General features: G+C 56.6%; 22 protein-coding genes and 3 tRNA genes. 20 read left to right on the top strand and 5 right to left on the bottom strand.

All coding sequences use genetic code 11. The features are described from left to right. The first annotated feature begins 22 nt into the window (after window positions 1-22). From sucC to EPG66_RS06190, 16 genes are all read left to right on the top strand, one after another. Complete coding sequence (gene sucC, locus EPG66_RS06265; RefSeq protein ID WP_003853151.1) at window positions 23-1,189, top strand: ADP-forming succinate--CoA ligase subunit beta; 1,167 nt, start codon at window positions 23-25, stop codon at window positions 1,187-1,189. After that, the gene (gene sucD, locus EPG66_RS06260) at window positions 1,189-2,064 is read left to right on the top strand and encodes a succinate--CoA ligase subunit alpha (protein WP_010260744.1); all 876 of its coding nucleotides are present in this window, start codon (window positions 1,189-1,191) and stop codon (window positions 2,062-2,064) included. The genes sucC and sucD overlap by 1 nt, the downstream gene beginning before the upstream one ends. A gap of 573 nt (window positions 2,065-2,637) precedes the next feature. Next, complete coding sequence (gene cydA, locus EPG66_RS06255; RefSeq protein WP_083068693.1) at window positions 2,638-4,209, top strand: cytochrome ubiquinol oxidase subunit I; 1,572 nt, start codon at window positions 2,638-2,640, stop codon at window positions 4,207-4,209. An 11-nt stretch (window positions 4,210-4,220) separates the two neighbouring features. Then, the gene (gene cydB, locus EPG66_RS06250) at window positions 4,221-5,360 is read left to right on the top strand and encodes a cytochrome d ubiquinol oxidase subunit II (RefSeq protein WP_010260752.1); all 1,140 of its coding nucleotides are present in this window, start codon (window positions 4,221-4,223) and stop codon (window positions 5,358-5,360) included. A 15-nt stretch (window positions 5,361-5,375) separates the two neighbouring features. Then, complete coding sequence (gene cydX, locus EPG66_RS06245; protein ID WP_010260755.1) at window positions 5,376-5,480, top strand: cytochrome bd-I oxidase subunit CydX; 105 nt, start codon at window positions 5,376-5,378, stop codon at window positions 5,478-5,480. Continuing rightward, window positions 5,480-5,773 carry a cyd operon protein YbgE gene (gene ybgE, locus EPG66_RS06240; protein WP_010260756.1) on the top strand — a complete coding sequence of 98 codons (294 nt, stop codon included), beginning with the start codon at window positions 5,480-5,482 and terminating at the stop codon, window positions 5,771-5,773. The genes cydX and ybgE overlap by 1 nt, the downstream gene beginning before the upstream one ends. 178 nt (window positions 5,774-5,951) lie before the next feature. After that, window positions 5,952-6,356 (top strand): tol-pal system-associated acyl-CoA thioesterase, encoded by a 405-nt coding sequence (gene ybgC / locus EPG66_RS06235; RefSeq protein ID WP_010260759.1) that lies wholly within the window; start codon window positions 5,952-5,954, stop codon window positions 6,354-6,356. Then, a complete protein-coding gene (tolQ, locus tag EPG66_RS06230; protein WP_010260762.1) occupies window positions 6,353-7,039 on the top strand; it encodes a Tol-Pal system protein TolQ in 687 nt (228 codons plus the stop codon). The genes ybgC and tolQ overlap by 4 nt, the downstream gene beginning before the upstream one ends. Window positions 7,040-7,052: 13 nt before the next feature. Further along, window positions 7,053-7,481 (top strand): colicin uptake protein TolR, encoded by a 429-nt coding sequence (gene tolR, locus EPG66_RS06225; RefSeq protein ID WP_010260764.1) that lies wholly within the window; start codon window positions 7,053-7,055, stop codon window positions 7,479-7,481. Window positions 7,482-7,508: 27 nt separating this feature from the next. Further along, entirely contained in the window at window positions 7,509-8,810 is a 1,302-nt protein-coding gene (gene tolA / locus EPG66_RS06220; RefSeq protein ID WP_022626037.1) for a cell envelope integrity protein TolA, read from the top strand. 115 nt (window positions 8,811-8,925) lie between these two features. Further along, the gene (gene tolB, locus EPG66_RS06215; RefSeq protein WP_010260769.1) at window positions 8,926-10,221 is read left to right on the top strand and encodes a Tol-Pal system beta propeller repeat protein TolB; all 1,296 of its coding nucleotides are present in this window, start codon (window positions 8,926-8,928) and stop codon (window positions 10,219-10,221) included. Window positions 10,222-10,271: 50 nt separating this feature from the next. Further along, complete coding sequence (pal, locus tag EPG66_RS06210; protein ID WP_010260771.1) at window positions 10,272-10,802, top strand: peptidoglycan-associated lipoprotein Pal; 531 nt, start codon at window positions 10,272-10,274, stop codon at window positions 10,800-10,802. A gap of 9 nt (window positions 10,803-10,811) precedes the next feature. Beyond that, window positions 10,812-11,600, top strand: coding sequence for a cell division protein CpoB (gene cpoB / locus EPG66_RS06205; RefSeq protein ID WP_182686266.1), 789 nt, complete (start codon window positions 10,812-10,814; stop codon window positions 11,598-11,600). 164 nt (window positions 11,601-11,764) lie between these two features. Then, window positions 11,765-11,840 (top strand) — tRNA-Lys (locus tag EPG66_RS06200). 70 nt (window positions 11,841-11,910) lie between these two features. Further along, window positions 11,911-11,986: transfer RNA gene (locus EPG66_RS06195), tRNA-Lys, on the top strand. Window positions 11,987-12,032: 46 nt separating this feature from the next. Next, window positions 12,033-12,108: transfer RNA gene (locus EPG66_RS06190), tRNA-Lys, on the top strand. 405 nt (window positions 12,109-12,513) lie between these two features. Here the strand turns inward: EPG66_RS06190 and EPG66_RS06185 are convergent. After that, window positions 12,514-13,989 (bottom strand): AlkA N-terminal domain-containing protein, encoded by a 1,476-nt coding sequence (locus EPG66_RS06185; RefSeq protein WP_022626036.1) that lies wholly within the window; start codon window positions 13,987-13,989, stop codon window positions 12,514-12,516. A gap of 158 nt (window positions 13,990-14,147) precedes the next feature. Between EPG66_RS06185 and EPG66_RS06180 the strand changes: the two genes are divergently transcribed. From EPG66_RS06180 to pnuC, 3 genes are all read left to right on the top strand, one after another. After that, a complete protein-coding gene (locus tag EPG66_RS06180) occupies window positions 14,148-14,690 on the top strand; it encodes a methylated-DNA--[protein]-cysteine S-methyltransferase (RefSeq protein ID WP_182686264.1) in 543 nt (180 codons plus the stop codon). A gap of 126 nt (window positions 14,691-14,816) precedes the next feature. Beyond that, window positions 14,817-15,878: a quinolinate synthase NadA gene (nadA, locus tag EPG66_RS06175; RefSeq protein ID WP_022626034.1), complete on the top strand. Its 1,062-nt coding sequence runs from the start codon at window positions 14,817-14,819 to the stop codon at window positions 15,876-15,878. Window positions 15,879-15,902: 24 nt separating this feature from the next. Continuing rightward, window positions 15,903-16,625 (top strand): nicotinamide riboside transporter PnuC, encoded by a 723-nt coding sequence (gene pnuC / locus EPG66_RS06170; RefSeq protein ID WP_010260155.1) that lies wholly within the window; start codon window positions 15,903-15,905, stop codon window positions 16,623-16,625. Here the strand turns inward: pnuC and zitB are convergent. From zitB to EPG66_RS06150, 4 genes are all read right to left on the bottom strand, one after another. Next, window positions 16,619-17,602 carry a CDF family zinc transporter ZitB gene (gene zitB, locus EPG66_RS06165; protein WP_182686262.1) on the bottom strand — a complete coding sequence of 328 codons (984 nt, stop codon included), beginning with the start codon at window positions 17,600-17,602 and terminating at the stop codon, window positions 16,619-16,621. The two genes, pnuC and zitB, sit on opposite strands and share 7 nt — an antisense overlap. Beyond that, entirely contained in the window at window positions 17,580-20,624 is a 3,045-nt protein-coding gene (locus EPG66_RS06160; RefSeq protein ID WP_182686437.1) for a hybrid sensor histidine kinase/response regulator, read from the bottom strand. Before EPG66_RS06160 ends, zitB begins: the two co-directional genes overlap by 23 nt. A gap of 14 nt (window positions 20,625-20,638) precedes the next feature. Then, window positions 20,639-21,220 (bottom strand): response regulator transcription factor, encoded by a 582-nt coding sequence (locus EPG66_RS06155; RefSeq protein WP_031593825.1) that lies wholly within the window; start codon window positions 21,218-21,220, stop codon window positions 20,639-20,641. A gap of 98 nt (window positions 21,221-21,318) precedes the next feature. Continuing rightward, window positions 21,319-21,687, bottom strand: coding sequence for a YbgS-like family protein (locus EPG66_RS06150; protein ID WP_022626030.1), 369 nt, complete (start codon window positions 21,685-21,687; stop codon window positions 21,319-21,321). Between the two features lie 287 nt (window positions 21,688-21,974). Here EPG66_RS06150 and aroG point away from each other — a divergent pair, with 287 nt between their 5' ends. After that, on the top strand, window positions 21,975-23,027 hold the full coding sequence (gene aroG, locus EPG66_RS06145; RefSeq protein WP_031593826.1) for a 3-deoxy-7-phosphoheptulonate synthase AroG: 1,053 nt from the start codon (window positions 21,975-21,977) through the stop codon (window positions 23,025-23,027). Window positions 23,028-23,109: the final 82 nt, after the last annotated feature.

Here is a 23,109-nt window from a genome sequence, read left to right as displayed (position 1 = left end):
AGACCTGAATGGATAGAACATCATGAACTTACACGAATACCAGGCGAAACAACTGTTTGCACGGTATGGCATGCCGGCACCAACGGGTTACGCCTGTACTACACCACGTGAAGCGGAAGAAGCAGCCTCTAAAATTGGCGCAGGCCCGTGGGTAGTTAAATGTCAGGTTCATGCCGGTGGCCGCGGTAAAGCGGGCGGTGTGAAAGTGGTTAACAGCAAAGAAGAGATTCGCGCATTTGCTGAAAACTGGCTGGGCAAACGCCTGGTCACCTATCAGACAGACGCAAACGGCCAGCCGGTAAACCAGATTCTGGTTGAAGCGGCGACCGATATCGATCAGGAGCTCTATCTGGGCGCAGTGGTCGATCGCGCAACGCGTCGCGTAATTTTCATGGCCTCAACTGAAGGCGGCGTGGAAATTGAAAAAGTGGCGGAAGAGACCCCGCACCTGATCCACAAAATGGCGCTGGATCCACTGACTGGCCCGCAGCCTTATCAGGGTCGTGAGCTGGCGTTCAAACTTGGCCTGACTGGCAAGCTGGTTGGCCAGTTCACCAAGATCTTCATGGGTCTGGCGACACTGTTCCTGGAGCGCGATCTGGCGATGGTTGAGATCAACCCGCTGGTGATCACCAAACAGGGCGACCTGATCTGCCTGGATGGCAAACTGGGTGCCGATGGCAATGCCCTGTTCCGTCAGCCAGAGCTGCGCGAAATGCGCGATCCAAGCCAGGAAGATCCGCGTGAAGCCCATGCGACACAGTGGGAACTGAACTATGTTGCGCTGGAAGGCAACATCGGTTGTATGGTTAACGGCGCAGGTCTGGCGATGGGCACCATGGACATCGTTAAACACCACGGCGGTCAACCGGCCAACTTCCTTGATGTCGGCGGCGGCGCAACCAAAGAGCGCGTGACCGAAGCCTTCAAAATCATCCTGTCTGACGATGCGGTTAAAGCCGTATTCGTTAACATCTTCGGCGGTATCGTACGCTGCGACCTGATTGCCGACGGCATCATCGGCGCAGTCGCTGAAGTGGGTGTGAACGTGCCAGTTGTGGTACGTCTGGAAGGTAACAACGCCGAGCTGGGCGCCCAGAAACTGGCGGACAGCGGTCTGAACATCATTGCAGCAACCAGCCTGACAGACGCCGCACAGCGTGTTGTTGCTGCCGCGGAGGGTAAATAATGTCCATTCTGATCGACAAAAACACCAAAGTCATTTGCCAGGGTTTCACCGGTGGCCAGGGGACTTTCCATTCTGAGCAGGCGCTGGCATACGGCACCCAACTGGTTGGCGGCGTGACGCCAGGCAAAGGTGGCACGACCCATCTCGGCCTGCCGGTGTTCAACACCGTTCGCGAAGCGGTAGAAGCAACAGGCGCGACCGCCACCGTGATTTACGTTCCGGCTCCTTTCTGTAAAGATGGCATCCTGGAAGCGATCGACGCGGGCATCAAACTGATCATCACCATCACCGAAGGCATCCCGACCCTGGATATGCTGACCGTGAAAGTGAAGCTGGATGAAGCAGGCGTGCGGATGATCGGTCCAAACTGCCCAGGCGTTATCACCCCAGGCGAATGTAAAATCGGCATCATGCCGGGCCACATTCACCAGCCGGGCCGCGTCGGTATCGTGTCACGTTCAGGCACCCTGACCTATGAAGCGGTTAAGCAGACCACGGACATCGGTTACGGCCAGTCAACCTGCGTTGGCATCGGTGGTGACCCGATCCCAGGCTCTAACTTCATCGACATCCTGAAAATGTTCCAGGATGATCCACAGACTGAAGTTATCGTAATGATCGGTGAGATCGGCGGTAGCGCAGAAGAAGAAGCTGCAGCCTTCATTAAAGAGCACGTGACCAAGCCGGTTGTAGGCTACATTGCTGGCGTCACCGCGCCGAAAGGCAAGCGTATGGGCCATGCTGGTGCCATCATTGCCGGTGGTAAAGGTACAGCAGATGAGAAATTTGCTGCGCTGGAAGCGGCTGGCGTGAAGACCGTCCGCAGCCTGGCGGATATCGGTGACGCAGTTAAAGCCGTATTACCTGCTAAATAAGTCAGCGTCATCTGAGACTAAGCCACCTTCGGGTGGCTTTTTTATGCCTGTAAATGAGAGGCATAACGCAGGAAGCTAAAGAGAAGAGTGCGCGGTTAAATAACCGGCCCGCGGCTTATCACGTTAAGGAAAAGTGTCAAAGGTAAATTATTTCTTCGCGCTTTATTTCATTACTGACATCTCATTAACAAGAAACCTACCTGACCCTATCTGGAAACTTATTGCGTTAATCCAGATCAATTAATCGCGACTTATATCCAACTATATCTCTGGCAAAGCGCAACGCTAAGGGCGTAAATTGCGCTGCATCAATCCAGCCTTTTACACAAATTTTCAAACGTCTGCTCAACCCGGGATTACACCCGCTTTCCTCCTGTTAAAGCACGCGTTAATGAAAGCGCTGATTGACAATTTTCTGAGCTGCTTCATTCGCTACTCGCCTGTTCGGGCAGCTCACAGACCTGTTCTGCGGGTAATAAAAAACTGGAATCAATAAACAGTCGTTGCTGACTCTGATTGCGTTCGATCTGTTCGCGCGCGTGACGGAGGCAAAGCGAGGAGCAAGGAGTCCTTATGTTAGATATCGTCGAGCTGTCGCGGTTACAGTTTGCCTTAACGGCGATGTACCATTTTCTGTTCGTCCCTTTAACGCTGGGTATGGCGTTTTTGCTGGCGATCATGGAAACGGTATATGTCCTGAGCGGCAAACAAATTTATAAAGATATGACGAAGTTCTGGGGCAAGTTATTTGGTATTAACTTTGCGCTGGGTGTCGCCACCGGCCTGACCATGGAATTTCAGTTCGGGACTAACTGGTCATATTACTCTCACTACGTCGGCGATATCTTCGGCGCGCCGCTCGCCATTGAAGGTCTGATGGCGTTCTTCCTGGAATCCACCTTTGTTGGCCTGTTCTTTTTTGGCTGGGATCGCCTGGGCAAAGTGCAGCACCTCGCAGTGACCTGGCTGGTGGCGCTGGGCTCAAACATGTCGGCGCTGTGGATTCTGGTGGCTAACGGCTGGATGCAGAATCCGATCGCCTCTGAGTTCAACTTCGAAACCATGCGCATGGAGATGGTCAGCTTCTCAGAGCTGGTGCTGAACCCGGTCGCGCAGGTGAAATTCGTTCACACTGTGGCAGCCGGTTACACCACCGGTGCGATGTTTATTATGGGCATCAGCGCCTGGTACATGCTGAAAGGCCGTGACTTCGCCTTTGCTAAACGCTCGTTCGCTATCGCAGCCAGCTTTGGCATGGCGGCGGTACTGTCAGTCATCGTTCTGGGCGATGAGTCAGGGTACGAAATGGGTGACGTGCAGAAAACCAAACTGGCCGCTATCGAAGCGGAGTGGGAAACCCAGCCGGCACCGGCGTCGTTTACCCTGTTTGGCCTGCCCGATCAGGCAACTCAGGAGAACCGATACGCAGTACAGATCCCCTGGCTGCTGGGCCTGATCGCCACCCGATCAACCGATACGCCGGTCACCGGCCTGAAAGATCTGATGGCACAGCATGAAGTGCGCATCCGCAACGGCATGAAAGCCTATGCCCTGCTGAATGAGCTACGCGGTGGCAGCCAGGATCCGGCGGTACGTGACGCATTCAACAGTCACAAACAGGATCTCGGCTACGGTCTGCTGCTGAAGCGTTATACCGACAACGTGGCTGATGCGACCGAAGCGCAGATTAAACAGGCGACGCAGGACTCTATCCCGCGTGTCGCCCCGCTGTATTTCGCCTTCCGCATCATGGTGCTGTGTGGCGTACTGCTGCTGGGCATTATCGCGCTGGCGTTCTGGAGCGTACTGCGTAACCGCATCGGTAAAAATCGCTGGTTACTGAAAGCGGCGCTGTTTGGTATTCCGCTGCCGTGGATCGCTATCGAATCAGGCTGGTTTGTGGCGGAGTATGGTCGTCAGCCCTGGGCTATCGGTGAAGTGCTGCCGACTGCGGTGGCCAACTCCTCCCTGACCGTTGGCGATCTGCTGTTCTCCATGATCCTGATCTGCGGACTCTACACAATGTTCCTGGTGGCTGAGATGTACCTGATGTTCAAATTCGCCCGTCTTGGGCCGAGCAGCCTGAAAACCGGGCGTTATCATCATGAGCAGATCACGGCAATCACCCAGCGGGTACAGGGATAAGGAGAGCGACCATGTTTGATTATGAAGTTCTGCGCTTTGTCTGGTGGCTGTTGATTGGCGTACTGCTGATTGGCTTTGCCGTCGCAGATGGTTTTGATATGGGTGTCGGGATGCTGACACGCATTCTGGGCCGGAATGATACTGAACGTCGCATCATGATTAACAGTATCGCCCCCCACTGGGACGGTAACCAGGTCTGGCTGATCACCGCAGGTGGCGCGCTGTTTGCCGCCTGGCCGATGGTGTACGCGGCAGCCTTCTCAGGCTTCTACGTGGCGATGATTCTGGTGCTCGCGTCGCTGTTCTTCCGTCCGGTTGGCTTCGATTACCGTTCGAAGATTGAAGACAATCGCTGGCGCGGTGCCTGGGACTGGGGGATTTTCATTGGCAGCTTCGTGCCGCCGCTGGTGATTGGCGTAGCGTTTGGCAACCTGTTACAGGGCGTGCCGTTCCATGCCGATGAGTATCTGCGCCTGTTCTATACCGGTAACTTCTTCCAGCTGCTGAATCCGTTTGGTCTGCTGGCAGGTGTGGTCAGTGTGGCGATGATTCTGGCGCAGGGTGCAACCTATCTGCAGATGCGCACTACCGGCGAACTGCATCTGCGTTCACGCACCGCAGCACAACTTGCCGCCCTGGTGATGATGGTCTGCTTTATCCTGGCGGGCGTCTGGGTGAAATATGGTATCGATGGTTATGTGGTGACCAGCACCATGGATCACTTTGCTGCTTCTAACCCACTGGGCAAAACCGTGGTGCGCGAAGCGGGTGCCTGGATGGTCAACTTCCAGAACCATCCTGTGCTGTGGCTGTTCCCCCTGCTGGGCGCTGTACTGCCGCTGCTGACCATACTCTGCTCGCGGGTTGAGAAGGGCGCCTGGGCGTTCCTGTTCTCCTCACTGACGCTGGCCTGCGTCATCATGACAGCCGGCATTGCGATGTTCCCGTTCATCATGCCATCCAGCACGGTGCCGGGTGTGAGCCTGACCATGTGGGACGCAACGTCCAGCCTGCTGACGCTGCAAACCATGACCGTTGCCGCCGCTATCTTCGTGCCGATCATTCTGGCCTACACCACCTGGTGCTACTGGAAGATGTTTGGTCGTATCACCAAAGAGCATATTGAAAGCAACAGTCACTCACTCTATTAATTAAGGAGACGTCGCATGTGGTATTTTGCCTGGATTCTCGGCACGTTGCTGGCCTGTGCCTTTGGTATCGTGACCGCGCTGGCGATTGAGCACATTGAAGCGCAGGATGAGCCTCACTGATGCGAACGCTAATTCGGATGCTGTATGATCTGATGGATAAGGGCCCGTTACGGGCCCTTTCACTGCTGCTGGCGCTGCTGACCGCAGGCGGCGTGATGTGGGATCCGACACGCTTTGCCAGTCAGGCGGGCCAGTTACCGGCTCTGCAGGGGCTGGTGCTGATCTGGGCGGTCTGCAGTGGGGTGATCCACGGTGTGGGCTTCCGGCCACAGCAAACCCGATGGCAGGCGCTGTTTGCCCCGTTACCCGCCATGCTGGTGCTGTTTATTGCGCTTTACCGTTTTTATCTTTAAGACCCCGCCTCATCGGCGCTGTCAGTGAATTTTTGTCAGCGTCTGGTCAATTAATCTCCCTGAAATCGTTCCGTTTGTTACGGAGCGATAATTATTTTCGCCTGGCTCTGACGAGCCATTCCCAACCCCAATTCTCTTGCGTATAGTAACAACGTTTAAAACGAGGCCGGGATGTAGAGTGAGTACAACGCTGTTTCGCTGGCCGGTTCGGGTCTACTACGAAGATACTGATGCCGGTGGTGTGGTTTATCACGCCAGCTATATCGCTTTTTATGAACGAGCACGTACTGAAATGTTGCGACAGCACCATTTCAATCAGCAGACGCTGTTAGAACAGCAGATCGCTTTTGTGGTACGGCGTATATCGGTGGACTATCTGGCGGCGGCGCGTCTTGATGACCTTCTGGAGATCCAGAGCGAGGTCACATCAATGACACGGGCTACCATGACGTTCACTCAGCGTATCGTGAATACTGAAGGCAAAGTGCTCAATGAGGCAGAAGTCCTGATTGCCTGCATTAACCCACATCTAATGAAGCCGATTGCGCTTCCCAAGTCTATTGTCGCGGAGTTCAAGCAGTGACTGACATGAACATTCTTGATTTGTTCCTGAAGGCGAGCCTTCTGGTCAAACTTATCATGTTGATTTTGATCGGCTTTTCTATTGCCTCCTGGGCCATCATTATTCAGCGCACACGTATTCTGAATGCGGCGGGAAGAGAAGCGGAGGCGTTTGAAGACAAATTCTGGTCCGGCATCGAACTCTCGCGCCTCTACCAGGAGAGCCAGGAGCGTCGGGAAGAACTGGGCGGTTCGGAGCAGATTTTCTATTCCGGCTTTAAAGAGTTCGCCCGCCTGCATCGCGCCAACAGCCATGCGCCGGAAGCGGTCATTGATGGTGCGAGCCGTGCGATGCGTATCTCAATGAACCGTGAGCTGGAAGCGCTGGAAAACCACATTCCATTCCTCGGCACCGTCGGTTCTATCAGCCCTTATATCGGACTGTTCGGCACCGTCTGGGGGATCATGCACGCGTTTATCGCACTGGGTGCCGTGAAGCAGGCAACTCTGCAGATGGTTGCACCGGGTATCGCTGAAGCGTTGATTGCGACCGCTATCGGTCTGTTTGCCGCGATTCCGGCGGTGATGGCGTACAACCGTCTGAACCAGCGCGTGAACAAACTGGAGCAGGGCTACGACAACTTCATGGAAGAGTTCACTGCCATTCTGCATCGCCAGGCTTTCTCCAGCGATAGCGCTAAGTAAATAGAGGTTAATGATGGCCAGAGTACGTGGTCGCAAACGCCGCGACCTGAAGTCGGAAATCAACATCGTTCCGCTACTGGACGTCCTGTTGGTGCTGTTGCTGATCTTCATGGCAACGGCGCCCATTATTACCCAGAGCGTGGAAGTGGATCTGCCTGATGCGACCGATTCGAAAACCGTTGCCAGCGATGATAATCCACCGGTGATTGTCGAAGTGGCGGGCGTGGGTCAGTACAGCCTGGTCGTGGATCACGATCGTATGGATCAACTTCCGCCAGAGCAGGTAATCAGCGAAGCGCAGCGTCGACTGGAAGCGAATCCTAAGACGGTCTTTTTGATCGGGGGCGCGAAAGAGGTGCCTTACGATGAAATTATTAAAGCGCTCAACCTGCTGCACCAGGCGGGTGTTAAATCTGTCGGTTTGATGACGCAGCCGATTTAAAATCGAACCGTTTTTTGGGAACCGAGTGTGTCGAAGGCAACCGAGCAAAACGAGAAGTTAAAGCGCGCGATAATCATTTCGGTGATTCTGCATATCGTGCTGATCGCGCTGCTGATTTGGAGCTCGTTTAATGAGCACATTGACGCCAGCAGTGCGGGTGGCGGAGGCAGTGATATTGATGCAGTGATGGTCGATCCCGGTGCCGTCGTGAGTCAATACAATCGTCAGCAGAACCAGCAAAGTGACAGTCAGCGGGCTGAACAGCAGCGTAAAAAGCAGGCGCAGCAGCAGGCTGAAGAGCTGCAACAGAAACAGGCTGCTGAACAGCAGCGTCTGAAAGCGCTGGAAAAAGAGCGTTTAGCCGCGCAGGAAACCGCGAAAGAAGAGGCGAAACAGCAGGCTGAGCAGCAGAAAGCTGCCGAAGACGCTGCTAAGCAGGCGCAGGAGCAGCAAAAAACGGCGGAAGCGGCGGCTGCCAAAGCCAAAGCGGATGCAAAAGCTCAGGCAGATGCGCAGGCAAAAGCCGCGGCTGAGCAGGCGAAACAGGCCGCAGCCGAAGCAAAGAAGCAGGCTGATCAGCAGGCGAAAGCCGCCGCTGCCGCTGCAGCAAAAGAGAAAGCCGTTGCGGAAGCGAAGGCGAAATCTGAAGCGGATGCGAAAGCTGCGGCTGAGGCCAAAGTGAAAGCGGCGGCGGATGCCAAAGCCAAAGCGGCTGAAGAGGCTAAACAAAAAGCAGCTGAGGCCAAAGAAAAAGCCGCAGAGGCGGCGAAAGAGAAAGCCGCAGAAGCAGCAAAAGAGAAAGCGGAAGCGGCTAAAGAGGCCGCCAAAGAGAAGGCGGAAGCTGCCGCCAAAGCGAAAGCCGATGCCGCGGCGAAAGCCAAAGCCGATGCTGCCGCAAAGGCCAAAGCGGATGCTAAAGCGAAAGCCGCCGCCGATGCTGCCAACGACAGCGATGTCGATGATTTGCTGGGTGGACTCGCTTCCGGTAAAAATGCGCCGAAAAGCGGCACCTCTGGCGGCGCAGCAGGGCAGGGAAACCAGAAGAAAGCGGGTGCATCAGGCGCGGAAATCAACTCCTACATGGGTCAGGTTGTGAGTGCGATTCAGAGCCGATTCTATGATGCGGATCTGTATCGCGGAAAAACCTGTGATTTGCGGATTAAACTTGCGCCTGATGGCTTGTTGATTGATGTTAAGTCAGAGGGTGGCGATCCCGCGCTCTGTCAGGCCGCGATTGCTGCCGCAAAACAGGCACGTATTCCGAAGCCGCCTTCGCAGGCGGTCTACGAAGTGTTTAAAAACGCCCCAATGCGTTTTAAACCGCAATAATGCAGTAACGGGCGGCAAGTTGATCTATGTTTAGCGTGCCGTACTTAAGTTGTACTCGTGGTTTCCAGGAACAGTGCCAATTATCGTGGACTGAGGTTCAGATAAGGGAGATAAAATGAAGCAAGCTCTTCGCGTTACGTTAGGCTTTTTTATCCTGCTGTGGGCAGCCATGCTGCATGCAGAAGTTCGAATTGAGATCACCCAGGGTGTCAACACTGCGCGCCCGATTGGTGTGGTGCCGTTTAAATGGGCCGGTGCTGGCGCAGCGCCGGAAGATATCGGCGGCATCGTTGCAGCTGACCTGCGCAACAGTGGCAAATTTAATCCACTGGATCGCTCGCGTCTGCCACAGCAGCCTGCCAGCGCGCAGGAAGTTCAGCCTGCCGCGTGGAGTGCTCTCGGCATTGATGCCGTGGTCGTCGGTCAGGTCGCGTCTAACCCGGATGGCAGCTATCAGGTTTCGTACCAGCTGGTCGACACCGGCGGTGCACCCGGTACCGTGCTGGCACAAAACAGTTATAAAGTGACGAAGCAGTGGCTGCGTTATGCCGCTCACACGGCCAGTGACGAAACGTTCCTGAAGCTGACCGGCATCAAGGGCGCTTTCCGTACCCGTATCGCCTATGTGGTGCAGACCAACGGCGGCCAGTTCCCGTATGAACTGCGCGTTGCTGACTACGATGGTTACAACCAGTTTGTCGTGCATCGTTCACCACAGCCTCTGATGTCGCCAGCCTGGTCTCCGGATGGCAGCAAAGTCGCTTACGTGACCTTTGAAAGCGGCAAATCTGCGCTGGTGGTTCAGACGCTGTCGAACGGCGCTATCCGTCAGATCGCCTCCTATCCACGTCACAACGGTGCCCCAGCGTTCTCGCCGGATGGATCTAAACTGGCGTTCGCGCTTTCTAAAACCGGCAGCCTGAACCTCTATGTGATGGATCTGGCCTCAGGTCAGACGCGTCAGATTACCGATGGTCGCTATAACAGCACCGAACCGACGTGGTTCCCGGACAGCCAGACGCTGGCTTACACCTCCGATCAGGCTGGTGCTCCACAAATCTACAAAGTCGGACTTAACGGTGGCGCGCCACAACGTATTACCTGGGAAGGCGGTCAGAACCAGGATGCGGATGTCGCAACAGATGGTAAGTCTATGGTGATGATTAGCACCAACGGTGGTGCTCAACACGTCGCCAAACAGGATCTGGAAACGGGAGCCGTTCAAACGTTAACGGACACGTTCCTGGATGAAACGCCGAGCCTGGCACCCAATGGCACAATGGTAATCTACAGCTCTACTCAGGGTATGGGTTCCGTGTTGCAGTTGGTTTCTACCGACGGCCGTTTCAAAGCGCGTCTTCCGGCAACTGATGGACAGGTAAAATTTCCTGCCTGGTCGCCGTATCTGTAATGTCTGACAGTTCAGACATCACAAACAATAAACAATAATGGGATTTTGAAATGCAACTGAACAAAGTGCTGAAGGGTTTGATGCTGGCTCTGCCGGTTCTGGCAGTAGCGGCTTGTAGCTCACACAAGAACAACAACAATGACCAGACTGGCATGGGCGCTGATGGCGGCGCTTACGGTGCAAATTCTGGCATGAACGGCAACGGCGGCAACATGTCTTCTGACGAGCAGGCTCGTCTGCAGATGCAGCAGCTGCAGCAGAACAACATCGTGTACTTCGGCCTGGACAAGTATGACGTTCAGTCTGATTACGCACAGATGCTGGATCAGCATGCAACCTTCCTGCGCAGCAACCCGTCATACAAAGTGACCATCGAAGGTCATGCGGATGAGCGCGGTACGCCGGAATACAACATCGCCCTGGGCGAACGTCGTGCTAACGCGGTTAAAATGTACCTGCAGGGCAAAGGCGTGTCGGCTGATCAGATGTCTATCGTATCTTACGGTAAAGAGAAGCCAGCCGTTCTGGGTCATGACGAAGCAGCGTATTCTAAAAACCGTCGTGCCGTTCTGGTCTACTAAGAGAATCACATGGTTAGTAACTTCAGACATCACCTGTTGAGTCTGTCGTTACTGATTGGCGTAGCGGCCCCCTGGGCCGCTAATGCCCAAGCGTCAATCAGTAGCGTTGGCTCCGGCTCGGTCGAAGACCGTGTCACCACTCTTGAACGAATTTCTAATGCCCAGGCTCAGCTGATGCAGCAATTGCAGCAGCAGATGAGCGATAACCAGCGTGATATCGACGCGCTGCGTGGGCAAATCCAGCAAAACACGTATCAGTTGAATCAGGTGGTTGAGCGGCAGAAGCAGCTTTACCAGCAGATTGACAGCCTGAGCAGCACCAGCGGCGGTCAGCAGGCAGCCGGCAGTAATGCCGCAGCGGATACCGGCGCAGCAGCAACCGCAGGCGCGGCAGCATCAACGGATAGCGCACCTGCGCAGACCGGTGACGCTAACAGCGATTACAATGCGGCTGTGGCGCTGATTCTGGAGAAGAAACAGTATGATCAGGCGATCAGCGCGCTCCAGGCGTGGGTAAAACGTTACCCGGATTCGACCTATCAGCCGAACGCCAATTACTGGCTGGGACAGCTGAACTATAACAAAGGCAAAAAGGACGACGCGGCTTACTATTACGCCACGGTAGTGAAAAACTATCCGAAGTCGCCGAAAGCTGCAGAAGCGTTGTTGAAAGTGGGCGTCATCATGCAGGAGAAAAAAGACACAGCGAAAGCTAAAGCGGTCTTCCAGCAGGTGATCAAACTTTATCCAGACACCGAATCTGCTAAGCAGGCGCAAAAACGCCTGGCCAGTCTGTAATCTGTACGGTTCAGGCCAGATATCGTGTGATTTCTGGTCTTGCCGTATGAAAGGTAAGCAACTGAAGCATTTAGCAGAAATAAGAGTTGCGCTACCCCGCTAAATCAGTAATATATGCCGCCGTTGCCGGGACACATTGCAAAGTGTCTGGTAAGCCTGAAGATGGGTCGTTAGCTCAGTTGGTAGAGCAGTTGACTTTTAATCAATTGGTCGCAGGTTCGAATCCTGCACGACCCACCATCTTCCTCAGACGCGCTTTTACCGCGCAGTTTTAAGAAGAACACTTCAGCATTGCTTCACAACCTAAGATGGGTCGTTAGCTCAGTTGGTAGAGCAGTTGACTTTTAATCAATTGGTCGCAGGTTCGAATCCTGCACGACCCACCATCTTATCTCAGCCGCCTGGCGTGTTGAACGGTTGTAAGCCCCCAGCGGGTCGTTAGCTCAGTTGGTAGAGCAGTTGACTTTTAATCAATTGGTCGCAGGTTCGAATCCTGCACGACCCACCAATTAAGAAAAAAGCGCCCTCAGGGCGCTTTTTTTGTTTCTGCGGTATCTGATTACTTTTTCAAAGCAAAACGTGATTGGTTTTTAAAGTTGTCGATGAAGTTTGCCGCAAGCCGCTGTGAGATTGAGGCAGCGCAGAGAACAGGGTCAGATCGGAAAGACGCAAAAGCCGTCATCCATGACATGCTCGGCCCGCGCCGTCCCTGGCGCGGGACGCTTTCCTCTTCTGACCCTGTTCCCTGCGCGTTGAGCTTTTTCGTTGCGGTCAGATTTAGCCGGATGCGAGTTTATAAGCAGTCTGGAAGCGCCTCTGGCGATGGCTGTCGGCCCGCGCCATTTTCTTCTGACCCTGTTCCCTGCGCGTTGAGCTTCTGTATTGCTGGCAGATTTGCCCCCCAGTCTCGCCGTCACGGCTTTTTCTTTGCCTTTGCCACTGCCAGACTCTCCCAGATATGCATCACCGCATAGCTGCGCCAGGGACGCCATGACTGCGATCGCGCCTCCGCTTCTTTCGATGACATGCCGCCCAGGTTGTTACGAATGGCAATATCCTCCTTGGGAAAGGCATCCGGCCAGCGCAGGGCGCGCATCGCGATATAGTGCGCGGTCCAGGGACCAATACCCGGCAGGCTGACCAGTTTTTTGATGACCTCGTCTGGCGCCTGAGCGGCGCTGAGACGCAAATCTCCGCTGGCGCAGGCATTTGCAAAGGCGATGATGGCGCGGGAGCGGGCTGCACTGACAATCCCCATCGGCGCGACATCGTCTACCGTCAGTCCGGCGATGCGTTCAGGATGGGCGGTGTAGCGGGTCAGATCGGCGAACGGCGTCTCACAGGGTTCGCCAAAGGCGGCGGCAAAACGGCTGCTGACCGTGGTGGCTGCTTTGACCGTCACCTGCTGGCCGATAATGGCGCGCACGCCCAGCTCAAAGGCGTCGAATGCGCCAGGCACTCGCAGACCCGGATGCGAGATCAGGCTGGGTGCCAGAAGGGGGTCCTGCGCCAGACAGGCGGCGATACGCTGCGGCTGTGCGTCAAGATCGAACAGATCGCGCAGACGGCGCAGCAGCAGAGGCAGAACCGGCGTCAGCGAGGTTGAGAGCGTCACCTGCAGCGCGTTCTTTTGCGGCAGATGCGAAACAGAGACCCAGCCCCGGCAGCGGCCCAGCACCACGGTGCGTCGCCAGCTGCCATCTTCCACTGCCTCGACCTCTTTCATCAGATGCGTCTGCAAAAACCAGAGCATCGCCGCCCAGTCGTAGGGAGGGCGATAGGCCAGCCGCAGCGTCACGCGGTCGCCGGGCTGCGCACACTGAGTGCCCGTATCGTCCCTGCGCAGCGCGCCTGGCGTCATGCGGTAACGGGCCTGGAAGACATCATTAAAGCGCCGCAGGCTGCCAAAGCCGCTGGCATAGGCAACGTCAATAATCGGCAGCCGGGTTTCGGTCAGCAGCTGTTTAGCCAGTAGCATGCGCCGCGTCTGCTTCAGCTCCAGCGGCGAGACACCCAGCTCCTGCTGCACGATGCGGCGCAGCTGACGCAGGCTGATACCGAATTCAGCGGCAATCGCCTCCAGTCCTTCACGTTCCTCCAGCATGCCTTCCTCGATACGCTGAACCAGCCGCTCTGCCACACGGTGCGGCTGATCAACCGGTGCATTACCGGGTGCCAGTTCGGGCCGACAGCGCAGGCAGGGGCGAAAGCGGGCTTTCTCCGCCGCTTCGGCGCTGCTGAAGAAAAGGCAGTTCTTCTGCATCGGCGCTTTGACCGGGCAGACCGGACGACAATAGATACCGGTTGAGGTCACGCCAACAAAGAAAACGCCGTCAAAGCGGGTATCACGAGAGGTCAGCGCCTGATAGGCAATGTCGGGATCGAGCATGGCAGTTCTCCGGTAAATAAGCGCAGCCTACACCGGTGAATCCCGGCAGACTGGCTGTTTTCGGACAGCACAACAGTTTATCGCCATGACCGAAAACAGCCAGTCAGGCTGATGAAAAGTGCGATAATAGGCGACAGAACCGTGACGGGAGAATCACCATGTACTACTTCAAACCGATAGCCACCCCGGTGGGTGAACTGAAACTGGTCGCCAGCGATAGCGGCCTGGCGGGTATTTTGTGGGAAAACGACGATCCAAAACGCACCCGGTTTTTGCCGCAAACGCGCGATGACGATCATCCCATTCTGATCGAAACTGAGCGTCAGCTCAGCGAGTACTTCACCGGTGCTCGTCGCTGCTTTGAGCTGCCGCTCGATTTAGTCGGCACTGAGTTTCAGAAAAAAGTCTGGCAGGCGCTGGTGGCGATCCCGTTTGGTGAGACGCGCAGCTACAGCCAGATTGCTCGAGAGATCGGTCATCCGCTGGCGGTGCGAGCCGTCGGGGCGGCCAATGGGCGTAATCCGCTCTCGATTGTCGCACCGTGCCACCGCGTGATTGGGGCCAACGGCAAGCTGACCGGCTTTGCGGGCGGACTGGATATCAAAGCCTTTCTGCTGGCACTGGAAGCGCCGCAAAAACCGCTGGTACTGGCAGATGAAACGCAGCCCGGCAGGGTCGGCGCTGTGATGCAGACAGAATAAATATCGCACGACACAGCCAGGCTTTTCCGCTATCGTGTTTAGCATATAAAACACGATGGCGGATTCAACGCCATAAGTCGCCGGAACAGGCGATTTTCGTTAATTAGACAAAACGAGAGCTGTGTCATGAGTGTGATGTTCGATCCAGAAAGCGCCGTTTATCCCTTTCCGCCCAAACCCGCTCGCCTGAGTGACGACGAGAAGGCGTTTTACCGTGAGAAAATTAAAGCGCTGCTGAAGGCGCGAAACGCGGTGATGGTGGCGCACTACTACACCGATCCGGAAATTCAGGCGCTGGCAGAAGAGACGGGCGGCTGCGTTTCCGACTCGCTGGAGATGGCACGCTTTGGCAGCAACCATTCGGCGACGACACTGCTGGTGGCGGGCGTGCGCTTTATGGGGGAAACCGCCAAAATCCTCAGCCCGGAGAAAACCGTACTGATGCCGACGCTGCAGGCGGAGTGCTCACTGGATCTCGGCTGCCCGATTGAAGAGTTTAACGCCTTTTGCGACGCCCATCCCGATCGCACCGTGGTGGTCTACGCCAATACTTCGGCGGCGGTAAAAGCGCGGGCCGACTGGGTGGTGACTTCAAGCATTGCGGTCGAGCTGATTGAGCACCTCGACAGTCTGGGCGAAAAAATTATCTGGGCGCCGGATCGCCATCTTGGCCGCTACGTTACCCAAAAATCGGGCGCGGACGTGCTCTGCTGGCAGGGTGCCTGCATTGTGCACGACGAGTTCAAAACCCAGGCGCTGCAGCGTATGAAAGCGCTCTATCCCGACGCGGCAGTGCTGGTGCATCCTGAGTCACCGCAGGCGATTGTCGATCTGGCCGATGCGGTCGGCTCGACCAGCCAGCTGATTCAGGCCGCCAAATCCCTGCCGCATCCGCAGATGATTGTGGCGACCGATCGCGGCATTTTCTACAAAATGCAGCAGGCGGTGCCGGATAAAGAGCTGCTTGAAGCGCCCACCGCCGGTGAAGGTGCCACCTGCCGCAGTTGTGCTCACTGTCCCTGGATGGCGATGAACGGCCTTAAAGCCATCGCAGAGGCGCTGGAGTCGGGTGGGGTGGAACATGAGATTCAGGTGGATGAGACGCTGCGTGAGGCGGCGTTACTGCCGCTTAATCGCATGCTATCCTTTGCAGCGGAACTTAAACTCAACGTGAAGGGAAACGCATAAGCGTTTTCCGGACAGGTGCTCAGCATGGACTTCTTCAGCACACATAATATTCTGGTTCACATTCCTCTGGGTGCCGGAGGCTACGATCTCTCATGGATTGAGGCTATCGGCACGCTGGCGGGCTTACTCTGCATCTGGTTTGCCAGCCTGGAAAAAATCATCAACTATCCCTTTGGCCTGATTAACGTCACGCTGTTTGCGGTGATTTTCTTTCAGATCCAGCTCTACGCCAGCCTGCTGCTGCAGCTCTTCTTTTTTGCCGCCAATATCTACGGCTGGTACGCCTGGAGTCGGCAAACCTCCGATCATCAGGCGGCGCTGAAAATCCGCTGGCTGCCACTGCCTAAGGCGCTGGCCTGGACGGCGGGTTGTGTCATTGCGATTGCGCTGATGACCCTCTATATCGATCCGGTGTTTGCGCTGTTAACCCGAGCGGCCGTCACGCTGATGAACGGCCTTGGTCTGTCGGTGGCGATGCCCGCGCTGCAGCCGGATGCGTTCCCGTTCTGGGACTCCTGCATGATGGTGTTGTCGATTGCGGCGATGGTGCTGATGACGCGCAAATATGTTGAGAACTGGCTGCTGTGGGTCATCATCAACGTGATTAGCGTGATGATTTTTGCCCGTCAGGGCGTCTATGCGATGTCGCTGGAGTATGTGATTCTGACGCTGATTGCGCTGAACGGCTCACGCATGTGGATCCGCAGCGCGCGGCAACAGGGTTCCCGCGCGCTGTCGGCTCAGTGAGTGTGCACTTCGCCTTTAGCGTGAGCATGCTCATGGTCGTGTGAATTGCTATGGTCATGGCCGGTGGCGGCAGCGCCGCTTAAGCCGAGTTCACACTCGGCACCGGCACAGGGCTGATACTCCATCTGCACGGTCGCGTGCGCAATCTGATAGTGCTGGCGCAGATAGTCGTGGATACGATGCAGCAGCGCATCGTGATCGTAAGGCGGGATCACCTGCGCATGCAGCGTCAGCAGCGGCTTTTCGCCCACCTGCCACAGATGCACATGGTGAACATTGCGCACCTCTGCGATGTTCAGGGTGAGATCCCGTATCAGCCGGTTCACATCCAGCGATCGCGGCGCCCCTTCCAGTAACTCCTGCAGACTCTCACGCAGCAGCGCCCAGGCGCTGCGCAGCACCAGCAGTGACACCAGCAACGACAGAATCGGGTCGATTGGGGTCCAGCCGGTCAGCATAATAATCACCGCCGCGACAATCGCACCCACCGAGCCAAGCAGGTCGCCCATCACATGCAGCGCCGCGGCACGCACGTTGAGATTCTTCTCTTCGCTGCCGTGATGCAGCAGCCAGAACGACAGAATATTGGCCAGCAGGCCGCCAATAGCAATCCCCAGCATCAGGCCGCCGGTCACCGGTTGCGGGTCGGCAAAGCGGCGCACCGCCTCCCAGACGATCAGTGCGGTAATGCCCAGCAGCGCAATGGCGTTAACAAATGCGGCCAGCGTGGTCAGACGCAGCAGGCCGAAGGTGTGGCGTGCATTGGGTTTACGGCGCGAGAACTGCACCGCCAGCAGGGCCATCAGCAGCGCGGCGGCATCGGTCAGCATATGCCCGGCGTCCGCCAGCAACGCCAGTGAACCCGAGAGCCAGCCGCCAATCACTTCAGCCACCATAAAGACAACGGTCACCCCGAAGGCGGCCGCCAGACGCGTGCGATTACTATCCTGCCCGCTATGAGTGTGGGTATGTGCCATAAGATTCCAGTTTTTTCAGTAACCTGTTTGCTAATAATATCAGTAATTGCCACGTCTCAGACGTGTCCTGATGCTGTTTTGCCTGCTCCGCCAGTTGCTGGCTGAGCTGTGCGCCGTGCTCCAGTCCCACCAGTAACCAGCTTCCTTTCATCCGGTGCGCCGCTTCGGCGAACGGTATCCACGCCTCGCGCTCGCGTGCTTCGCGCATCACGGCCAGATCCTGCGTCACCGTGTTGTGCAGCGTCTGGCTCAGACGGCGGAGGAATTTCTCATTCTGCTGTGCCAGTTGCCACAGATTGTCATCCAGCGCCGCCAGCGGATCTTCCTGCCACTCTGCCAGCAGCGCGCTGAGATCGGCTAACTGCACCGGTTTTATCATTACCCGCTCCCGCGCCTCCAGCGGTCGTGACAGCAGCTGGGCATCAGCGGAGCAGAGCACCCGCATCGCCTGACGCTTCCGCTGACGGTCACGCCGCCGCAATATCCGCAGCAGCAGCGTGCCGTCAGGCCGCGGCATCATCTGGTCGATAAACAGCAGGTCATAAGGCTGTTGCGCATCGGCCTGCAGTAGTGCGCGTCCCTGCTCAAAGATGTCAGCCTGAATCGCAAAACGCGACAGCTGCTGCTGCATCACCAGCAGATTGGTCGGATGGTCATCGACAATCGCCACCCGCATCGGTGGAAGGTCGGGAAGGGCGGTTTCATCCACGTGGTTGGCTGGTGCGCAGAGCTCCAGTGGCAGCGTCACGGTGACCTGGGTGCCGTGACCGGGTTCAGAGGCGAGCCGGATGTCGCCGCCCATCCGCTGCACCATTTCACGGCAGATAAACAGCCCCAGGCCGCTGCCCTGTACCGAAACCGATTTACCGGACGGTGCCTGATACCAGGGATCGAACAGCTTCTGCTGTTCCTCTGGCGGAATGCCGCTGCCGCTGTCGCTCACCGTCAGAATCAGCTGTTGTTGCTGTGCGGCCAGCGTCAGGCGAATCGCGCCGTGGCGGGTAAATTTCAGCGCATTGGTCATCAGGTTGTTTACCACCTGCTGCAGGCGATCGGCATCGATCATCACTGTATCAGGCAGCGGCGTCAGTGCCTCGACGATCAGATGCGGGCCATCTTCGCGCATTAACGGATGATAAAAGTGCTGCTGCTGATTGAGCCACTGCGCCAGCGCCAGCGGACGGGGGGCCAGGGTAAAACTGTTGCTCTCGATGCGCGCATGATCCTGCAGATCATTCAACAACGTCAGCAGCGATTGCGCACTGCTGTGCAGCAGCGTCAGGTTCTGGCTGCTGTGCTGCTGCTTCTCCAGCTCAAGCAGCCCCAGGATCGCCTGCATCGGCGTGCGCAGCTCATGGCTGACGGTCGCCAGGAACTGGCTCTTCATCGCATTGGCGTGCTCAGCCTGTTCACGCTGCTGACGCTCCCGGCGCTGCTGCCAGTAGCGGCGCGCCAGCAGCAACAGCAGCAGCGCAATAGCCGCACCTGCCACCGCCAGCACCATCATCGGCAGCGAACGCATCACCATCACGCTGCCGGGCTGTGGCGGGGTTGACCAGCTGTCGCGCATCTGGCTCTGCGTGTCAGCCGGGATCTGCTGCAGAGCGCGATCCAGCAGGGTGCGCAGCACCGGCTGTTCAGGCGTCACGCCCAGCGCGATCGGCCAGGCGATGTCGCTGGCAGCGAAAGCGAGATGGATGCGCGCATCATCGCGGCTGGCGATGCGCCAGCGGGCAGAGAGCACGTTATCGACCAGCGCATCGATCTGCCCCTTTGCCAGCGCATCATAGAGGCTATTACGATCGGCAAACTGCTGCGGCTGCAGATCCGCAGGCAGCAGACGCAGCGCCAGGTCATCCTGCAAGACGCCGATACGCTTGCCGCGCAGGTCGCGCCAGTGCGCCAGCGTGTCGGGCTGCAGGCTGTAGATGCCCCACAGCGCGCGCCACACCGGCAGCGAGGTGCTCTGCATCGCATCGCCGTTCAGCGGCTGCATCAACTGCAGCATCGCCTGCTGCTGGCCGATCAGCGTGTTCGCCTGACGCGGATTGCTGACCCACACCGGTTCAAACTGCAGGCCGGTACTCTGGGCTATCGCTTTCAGCAAATCCACGCCATAGCCTCTGGCGGTCCCGCTGGCATCGCGATAACTCCAGGGATAGTTGTCCGGTTCGGCGGTGTAAGTAATACGTGGATGATCGGCAATCCAGGCGCGTTCGGTGGGGCTGAGCATCAGGGTCTGCGTATCCTGATAGCGCGGCAGGGTACTGCTCCAGCGCGCCTGCAGCGTGTTCATCAGTTCTGCTGGCAACTGACGCAGGCTCTGATTAATCCAGCTGATAAGCTCCGGATCGCGGGAGACCGCGCGCAGGTTGAGCTGTCCGGCCTCGATGTGTGAGGCGATCTGATAAATCTGGCCCTGTTGCAGCTGGCTCAGCAGAAAACCGGCGCTGGTTTCATCCGCCACCACATAATCATTCTGCTGATTCAGCAGGGTATAGAGCGCCTGCAGATCACTGCTGTAGCGTCGCCAGCTGTGGCGGGCCGCCAGCGCAGGCGGCAGTTGTGCCAGCGTGCTTTCGCTGATCGCCAGTTGGGCATTCTGGCTGTTAAACATCACGGCACGCTGGTTTTGCTGATTGCGGTAGACCCGAAGCGGACTGCTGTACCAGTTATCGCTGCTCAGGGCGCCAGCTGGCAGGGGGGAAATCCACATGCCAAGCGCAAAATCGATCTGGCCGCTGTTCAGCGCCTGCATCAGATGCGGCTGATCGCTGTAGAGGTTGAGGCTGAACTGCGCGCCCGTCAGTTGTCGCAGGGCGGAAAGATAGTCGGCATTGATGCCATACAGATCGTTGCCGATGCGCATCGCCCAGGGGGCGTGGTTCTCTTCCAGCAGGCCAACACGCAGGATTTTGCCCTGCATGGTTTCCGCGTGCGTCACCGGCAGCATCATCGGCAGATTGATGCTGCTCACCGGACGCACCTCAGCCAGAACGGAGCCGCACAGCAACAGCAGCATCAGCAGGAGAGTTCTCACTGCTGCGCCTTCCACAGGTCAGCCAGTTCCACCACCGAACGGGTACCGGTTTTTTCCAGAATGTTCTTTTTATGGGTGCTGACCGTTTTGTTACTGATGTGCAACTGGGCGGCGATTTGCAGATTGGACAGGCCGCTGGCCAGCAGCGCCAGAATCTGACGCTCTTTCTGGGTCAGCGGAAGTTCCGGCTCATCATCCATCACCGGAAACGCCGTCTGACCGCCCAGCACCGCCAGGATAGCGCTAAGCAGTTGCGCCATGCGCTGGCTCTTCACCACATAACCGGCGGCACCCAGCGCCTGGGCACGACGCACATAGTGGCGGGTCTGCTGAGCAGAGTAGATCAATACCGGACAGTCGGGCCGATGGATTTTCAGGCGACGCAGGAACTCCAGCCCATCGCTGTCCGGCAGGCCAATATCCAGCACGATGATGTCCAGTGGCTGCTGAAGCAGGGGACGGGCGGCTTTTTCACTGCTGGCAGAGAGGAGCTGAACCGGAAAGGGCGACTGGCTCAGAGCGGCTTCAAGTGCCACTTCAACCAGCGGATGATCGTCAATCAGAAGCAAAACGGCCATGAAGGATTTCCTGTAAATTTCACAGGATTAGCATAGCGGAAGAGTGGGGCAGAGGGGAGAAAAACCAGGAGAGCATCAGCTCTCCTGGTTAAACAGAATTACTGGGTGGTGCCGTCGGTTTTGGTATCTACGTCACCGCCGCCCACTTTAGTCTGAACTTTTTTATTGATGTTCGGACATTTACCATCTTTACACTGGGCGTTCTGGTCCATTTCGTTAGCAGACATATTACCATGGCTGGTGGTGCTGCCAGACGTTGCAGGATTCGTATCGTTGCCAGTGTTATTAATTTTGCTGTTATCGACATTATTTGGCGGCAGATTCTCTTTCGCTCCGCCCGCTGCTGCACCTGCACTGGCTGCCTGATTCGATGTACCGTTATTGCTGCTGCTGTCTGCAGCCAGTACCGCACCGCTGCTCAGTGTCATTGCTGCTGTCAAAAAGAGTAAGGCAAACTTTTTCATCATTATGCTCCCGTTAATAAATGAAGGTGCTTTAAGCCCAGAGGTGCAATTTCGGGTAATAAAATCCCTGACGAAATATAATTCGCCGGTTGGCTTAAACAGGGTGATTTAATCTGGTAAGCGGGACGTTCCTCAGTGCTTACCATTAAAAAGTCTAGTCGCTAACCTGATTAATGCAAATATCACCCGCACATTTAACCCGCAGCGGGAATTTACACCCCTGGCGCTTCGGGCTACATTGGGCAGGTTGTGTCCGGCGGGCGCCGGGCCAGAAATAATATGGAATCAGTATGAATTACCAGAACGATGACTTACGCATCAAAGAGATTAAAGAGCTGTTACCTCCGGTTGCGCTGCTCGAAAAATTCCCGGCGACCGATCGTGCTGCACAGACCGTTTCACAGGCCCGTCAGGCGATTCATCAGATCCTGCAGGGCAAGGACGATCGCCTGCTGGTGGTGATCGGCCCCTGTTCGATTCATGACACAGAAGCGGCGAAAGAGTATGCCGACCGCCTGCTGGCGCTGCGTGATGAGCTGAAAGGCGAGCTGGAAGTGGTGATGCGGGTCTATTTTGAAAAGCCGCGCACCACGGTGGGCTGGAAAGGGCTGATCAACGATCCGTATATGGATAACAGCTACCAGCTCAACGATGGTCTGCGTCTGGCGCGTAAGCTGCTGCTGGATATTAACAACAGCGGTTTACCAGCGGCGGGCGAGTTTCTGGATATGATTACCCCGCAATATGTGGCTGACCTGATGAGCTGGGGCGCGATTGGCGCGCGCACCACGGAATCTCAGGTACACCGTGAGCTGGCGTCGGGTCTCTCCTGTCCGGTCGGCTTCAAAAACGGCACCGATGGCACCATTAAGGTGGCGATCGATGCGATTAACGCGGCGGGTTCACCACACTGTTTCCTGTCAGTGACGAAGTATGGTCACTCCGCCATTGTGGAAACCAGCGGCAACGGTGACTGCCATATCATTCTGCGCGGCGGCAAAGAGCCGAACTACAGTGCGCAGCATGTTGCAGAGGTCAAAGAGGGCCTGGCAAAAGCGGGTCTGCCACAGCAGGTGATGATCGATTTCAGCCACGCCAACAGCAGCAAGCAGTTCCAGCGTCAGATGGTGGTGGCAGACGATGTCTCACAGCAGCTGATTAACGGGGAGCAGGCGATTGTCGGTGTGATGATCGAGAGTCATCTGGTGGAAGGCAACCAGAGCCTGGAGAGCGGCGAGCCGCTGGTCTATGGCAAAAGCGTTACCGACGCCTGTATCGGCTGGGAAGATACCGACAAGGTACTGCGTCAGCTGGCAGCAGCGGTTAAACAGCGCCGCGGCTGAGTGGGATAACTGACAAGGTCTGACCCGGTTCGCTTTGAGGATTGTGCCTCTGACCGTATTCCCTGCGCTTTGAGCCAATCAG

It is taken from the genome of Pantoea pleuroti (assembly GCF_014156615.1).
Taxonomy (GTDB): Bacteria; Pseudomonadota; Gammaproteobacteria; order Enterobacterales; family Enterobacteriaceae; genus Pantoea; species Pantoea agglomerans.
The sequence above is the reverse complement of the archived record's forward strand: the minus strand, read 5'-3'. Positions and strand labels throughout refer to the sequence as shown.

Bases quoted from the DNA above. Each gene is read 5' to 3' on its own strand.
- pnuC (WP_010260155.1), top strand. From the start codon at position 15,903: ATGGACTTCTTCAGCACACATAATATTCTGGTTCACATTCCTCTGGGT.
- ybgE (WP_010260756.1), top strand. From the start codon at position 5,480: ATGCGAACGCTAATTCGGATGCTGTATGATCTGATGGATAAGGGCCCG.
- EPG66_RS06160 (WP_182686437.1), bottom strand. From the start codon at position 20,624: ATGCTGCTGTTGCTGTGCGGCTCCGTTCTGGCTGAGGTGCGTCCGGTG.
- tolR (WP_010260764.1), top strand. From the start codon at position 7,053: ATGGCCAGAGTACGTGGTCGCAAACGCCGCGACCTGAAGTCGGAAATC.
- cydB (WP_010260752.1), top strand. From the start codon at position 4,221: ATGTTTGATTATGAAGTTCTGCGCTTTGTCTGGTGGCTGTTGATTGGC.
- sucD (WP_010260744.1), top strand. From the start codon at position 1,189: ATGTCCATTCTGATCGACAAAAACACCAAAGTCATTTGCCAGGGTTTC.
- nadA (WP_022626034.1), top strand. From the start codon at position 14,817: ATGAGTGTGATGTTCGATCCAGAAAGCGCCGTTTATCCCTTTCCGCCC.
- EPG66_RS06185 (WP_022626036.1), bottom strand. From the start codon at position 13,989: ATGCTCGATCCCGACATTGCCTATCAGGCGCTGACCTCTCGTGATACC.
- tolB (WP_010260769.1), top strand. From the start codon at position 8,926: ATGAAGCAAGCTCTTCGCGTTACGTTAGGCTTTTTTATCCTGCTGTGG.
- cydA (WP_083068693.1), top strand. From the start codon at position 2,638: ATGTTAGATATCGTCGAGCTGTCGCGGTTACAGTTTGCCTTAACGGCG.
- cydX (WP_010260755.1), top strand. From the start codon at position 5,376: ATGTGGTATTTTGCCTGGATTCTCGGCACGTTGCTGGCCTGTGCCTTT.
- EPG66_RS06180 (WP_182686264.1), top strand. From the start codon at position 14,148: ATGTACTACTTCAAACCGATAGCCACCCCGGTGGGTGAACTGAAACTG.
- zitB (WP_182686262.1), bottom strand. From the start codon at position 17,602: ATGGCACATACCCACACTCATAGCGGGCAGGATAGTAATCGCACGCGT.
- EPG66_RS06150 (WP_022626030.1), bottom strand. From the start codon at position 21,687: ATGATGAAAAAGTTTGCCTTACTCTTTTTGACAGCAGCAATGACACTG.
- cpoB (WP_182686266.1), top strand. From the start codon at position 10,812: ATGGTTAGTAACTTCAGACATCACCTGTTGAGTCTGTCGTTACTGATT.
- sucC (WP_003853151.1), top strand. From the start codon at position 23: ATGAACTTACACGAATACCAGGCGAAACAACTGTTTGCACGGTATGGC.
- aroG (WP_031593826.1), top strand. From the start codon at position 21,975: ATGAATTACCAGAACGATGACTTACGCATCAAAGAGATTAAAGAGCTG.
- pal (WP_010260771.1), top strand. From the start codon at position 10,272: ATGCAACTGAACAAAGTGCTGAAGGGTTTGATGCTGGCTCTGCCGGTT.
- EPG66_RS06155 (WP_031593825.1), bottom strand. From the start codon at position 21,220: ATGGCCGTTTTGCTTCTGATTGACGATCATCCGCTGGTTGAAGTGGCA.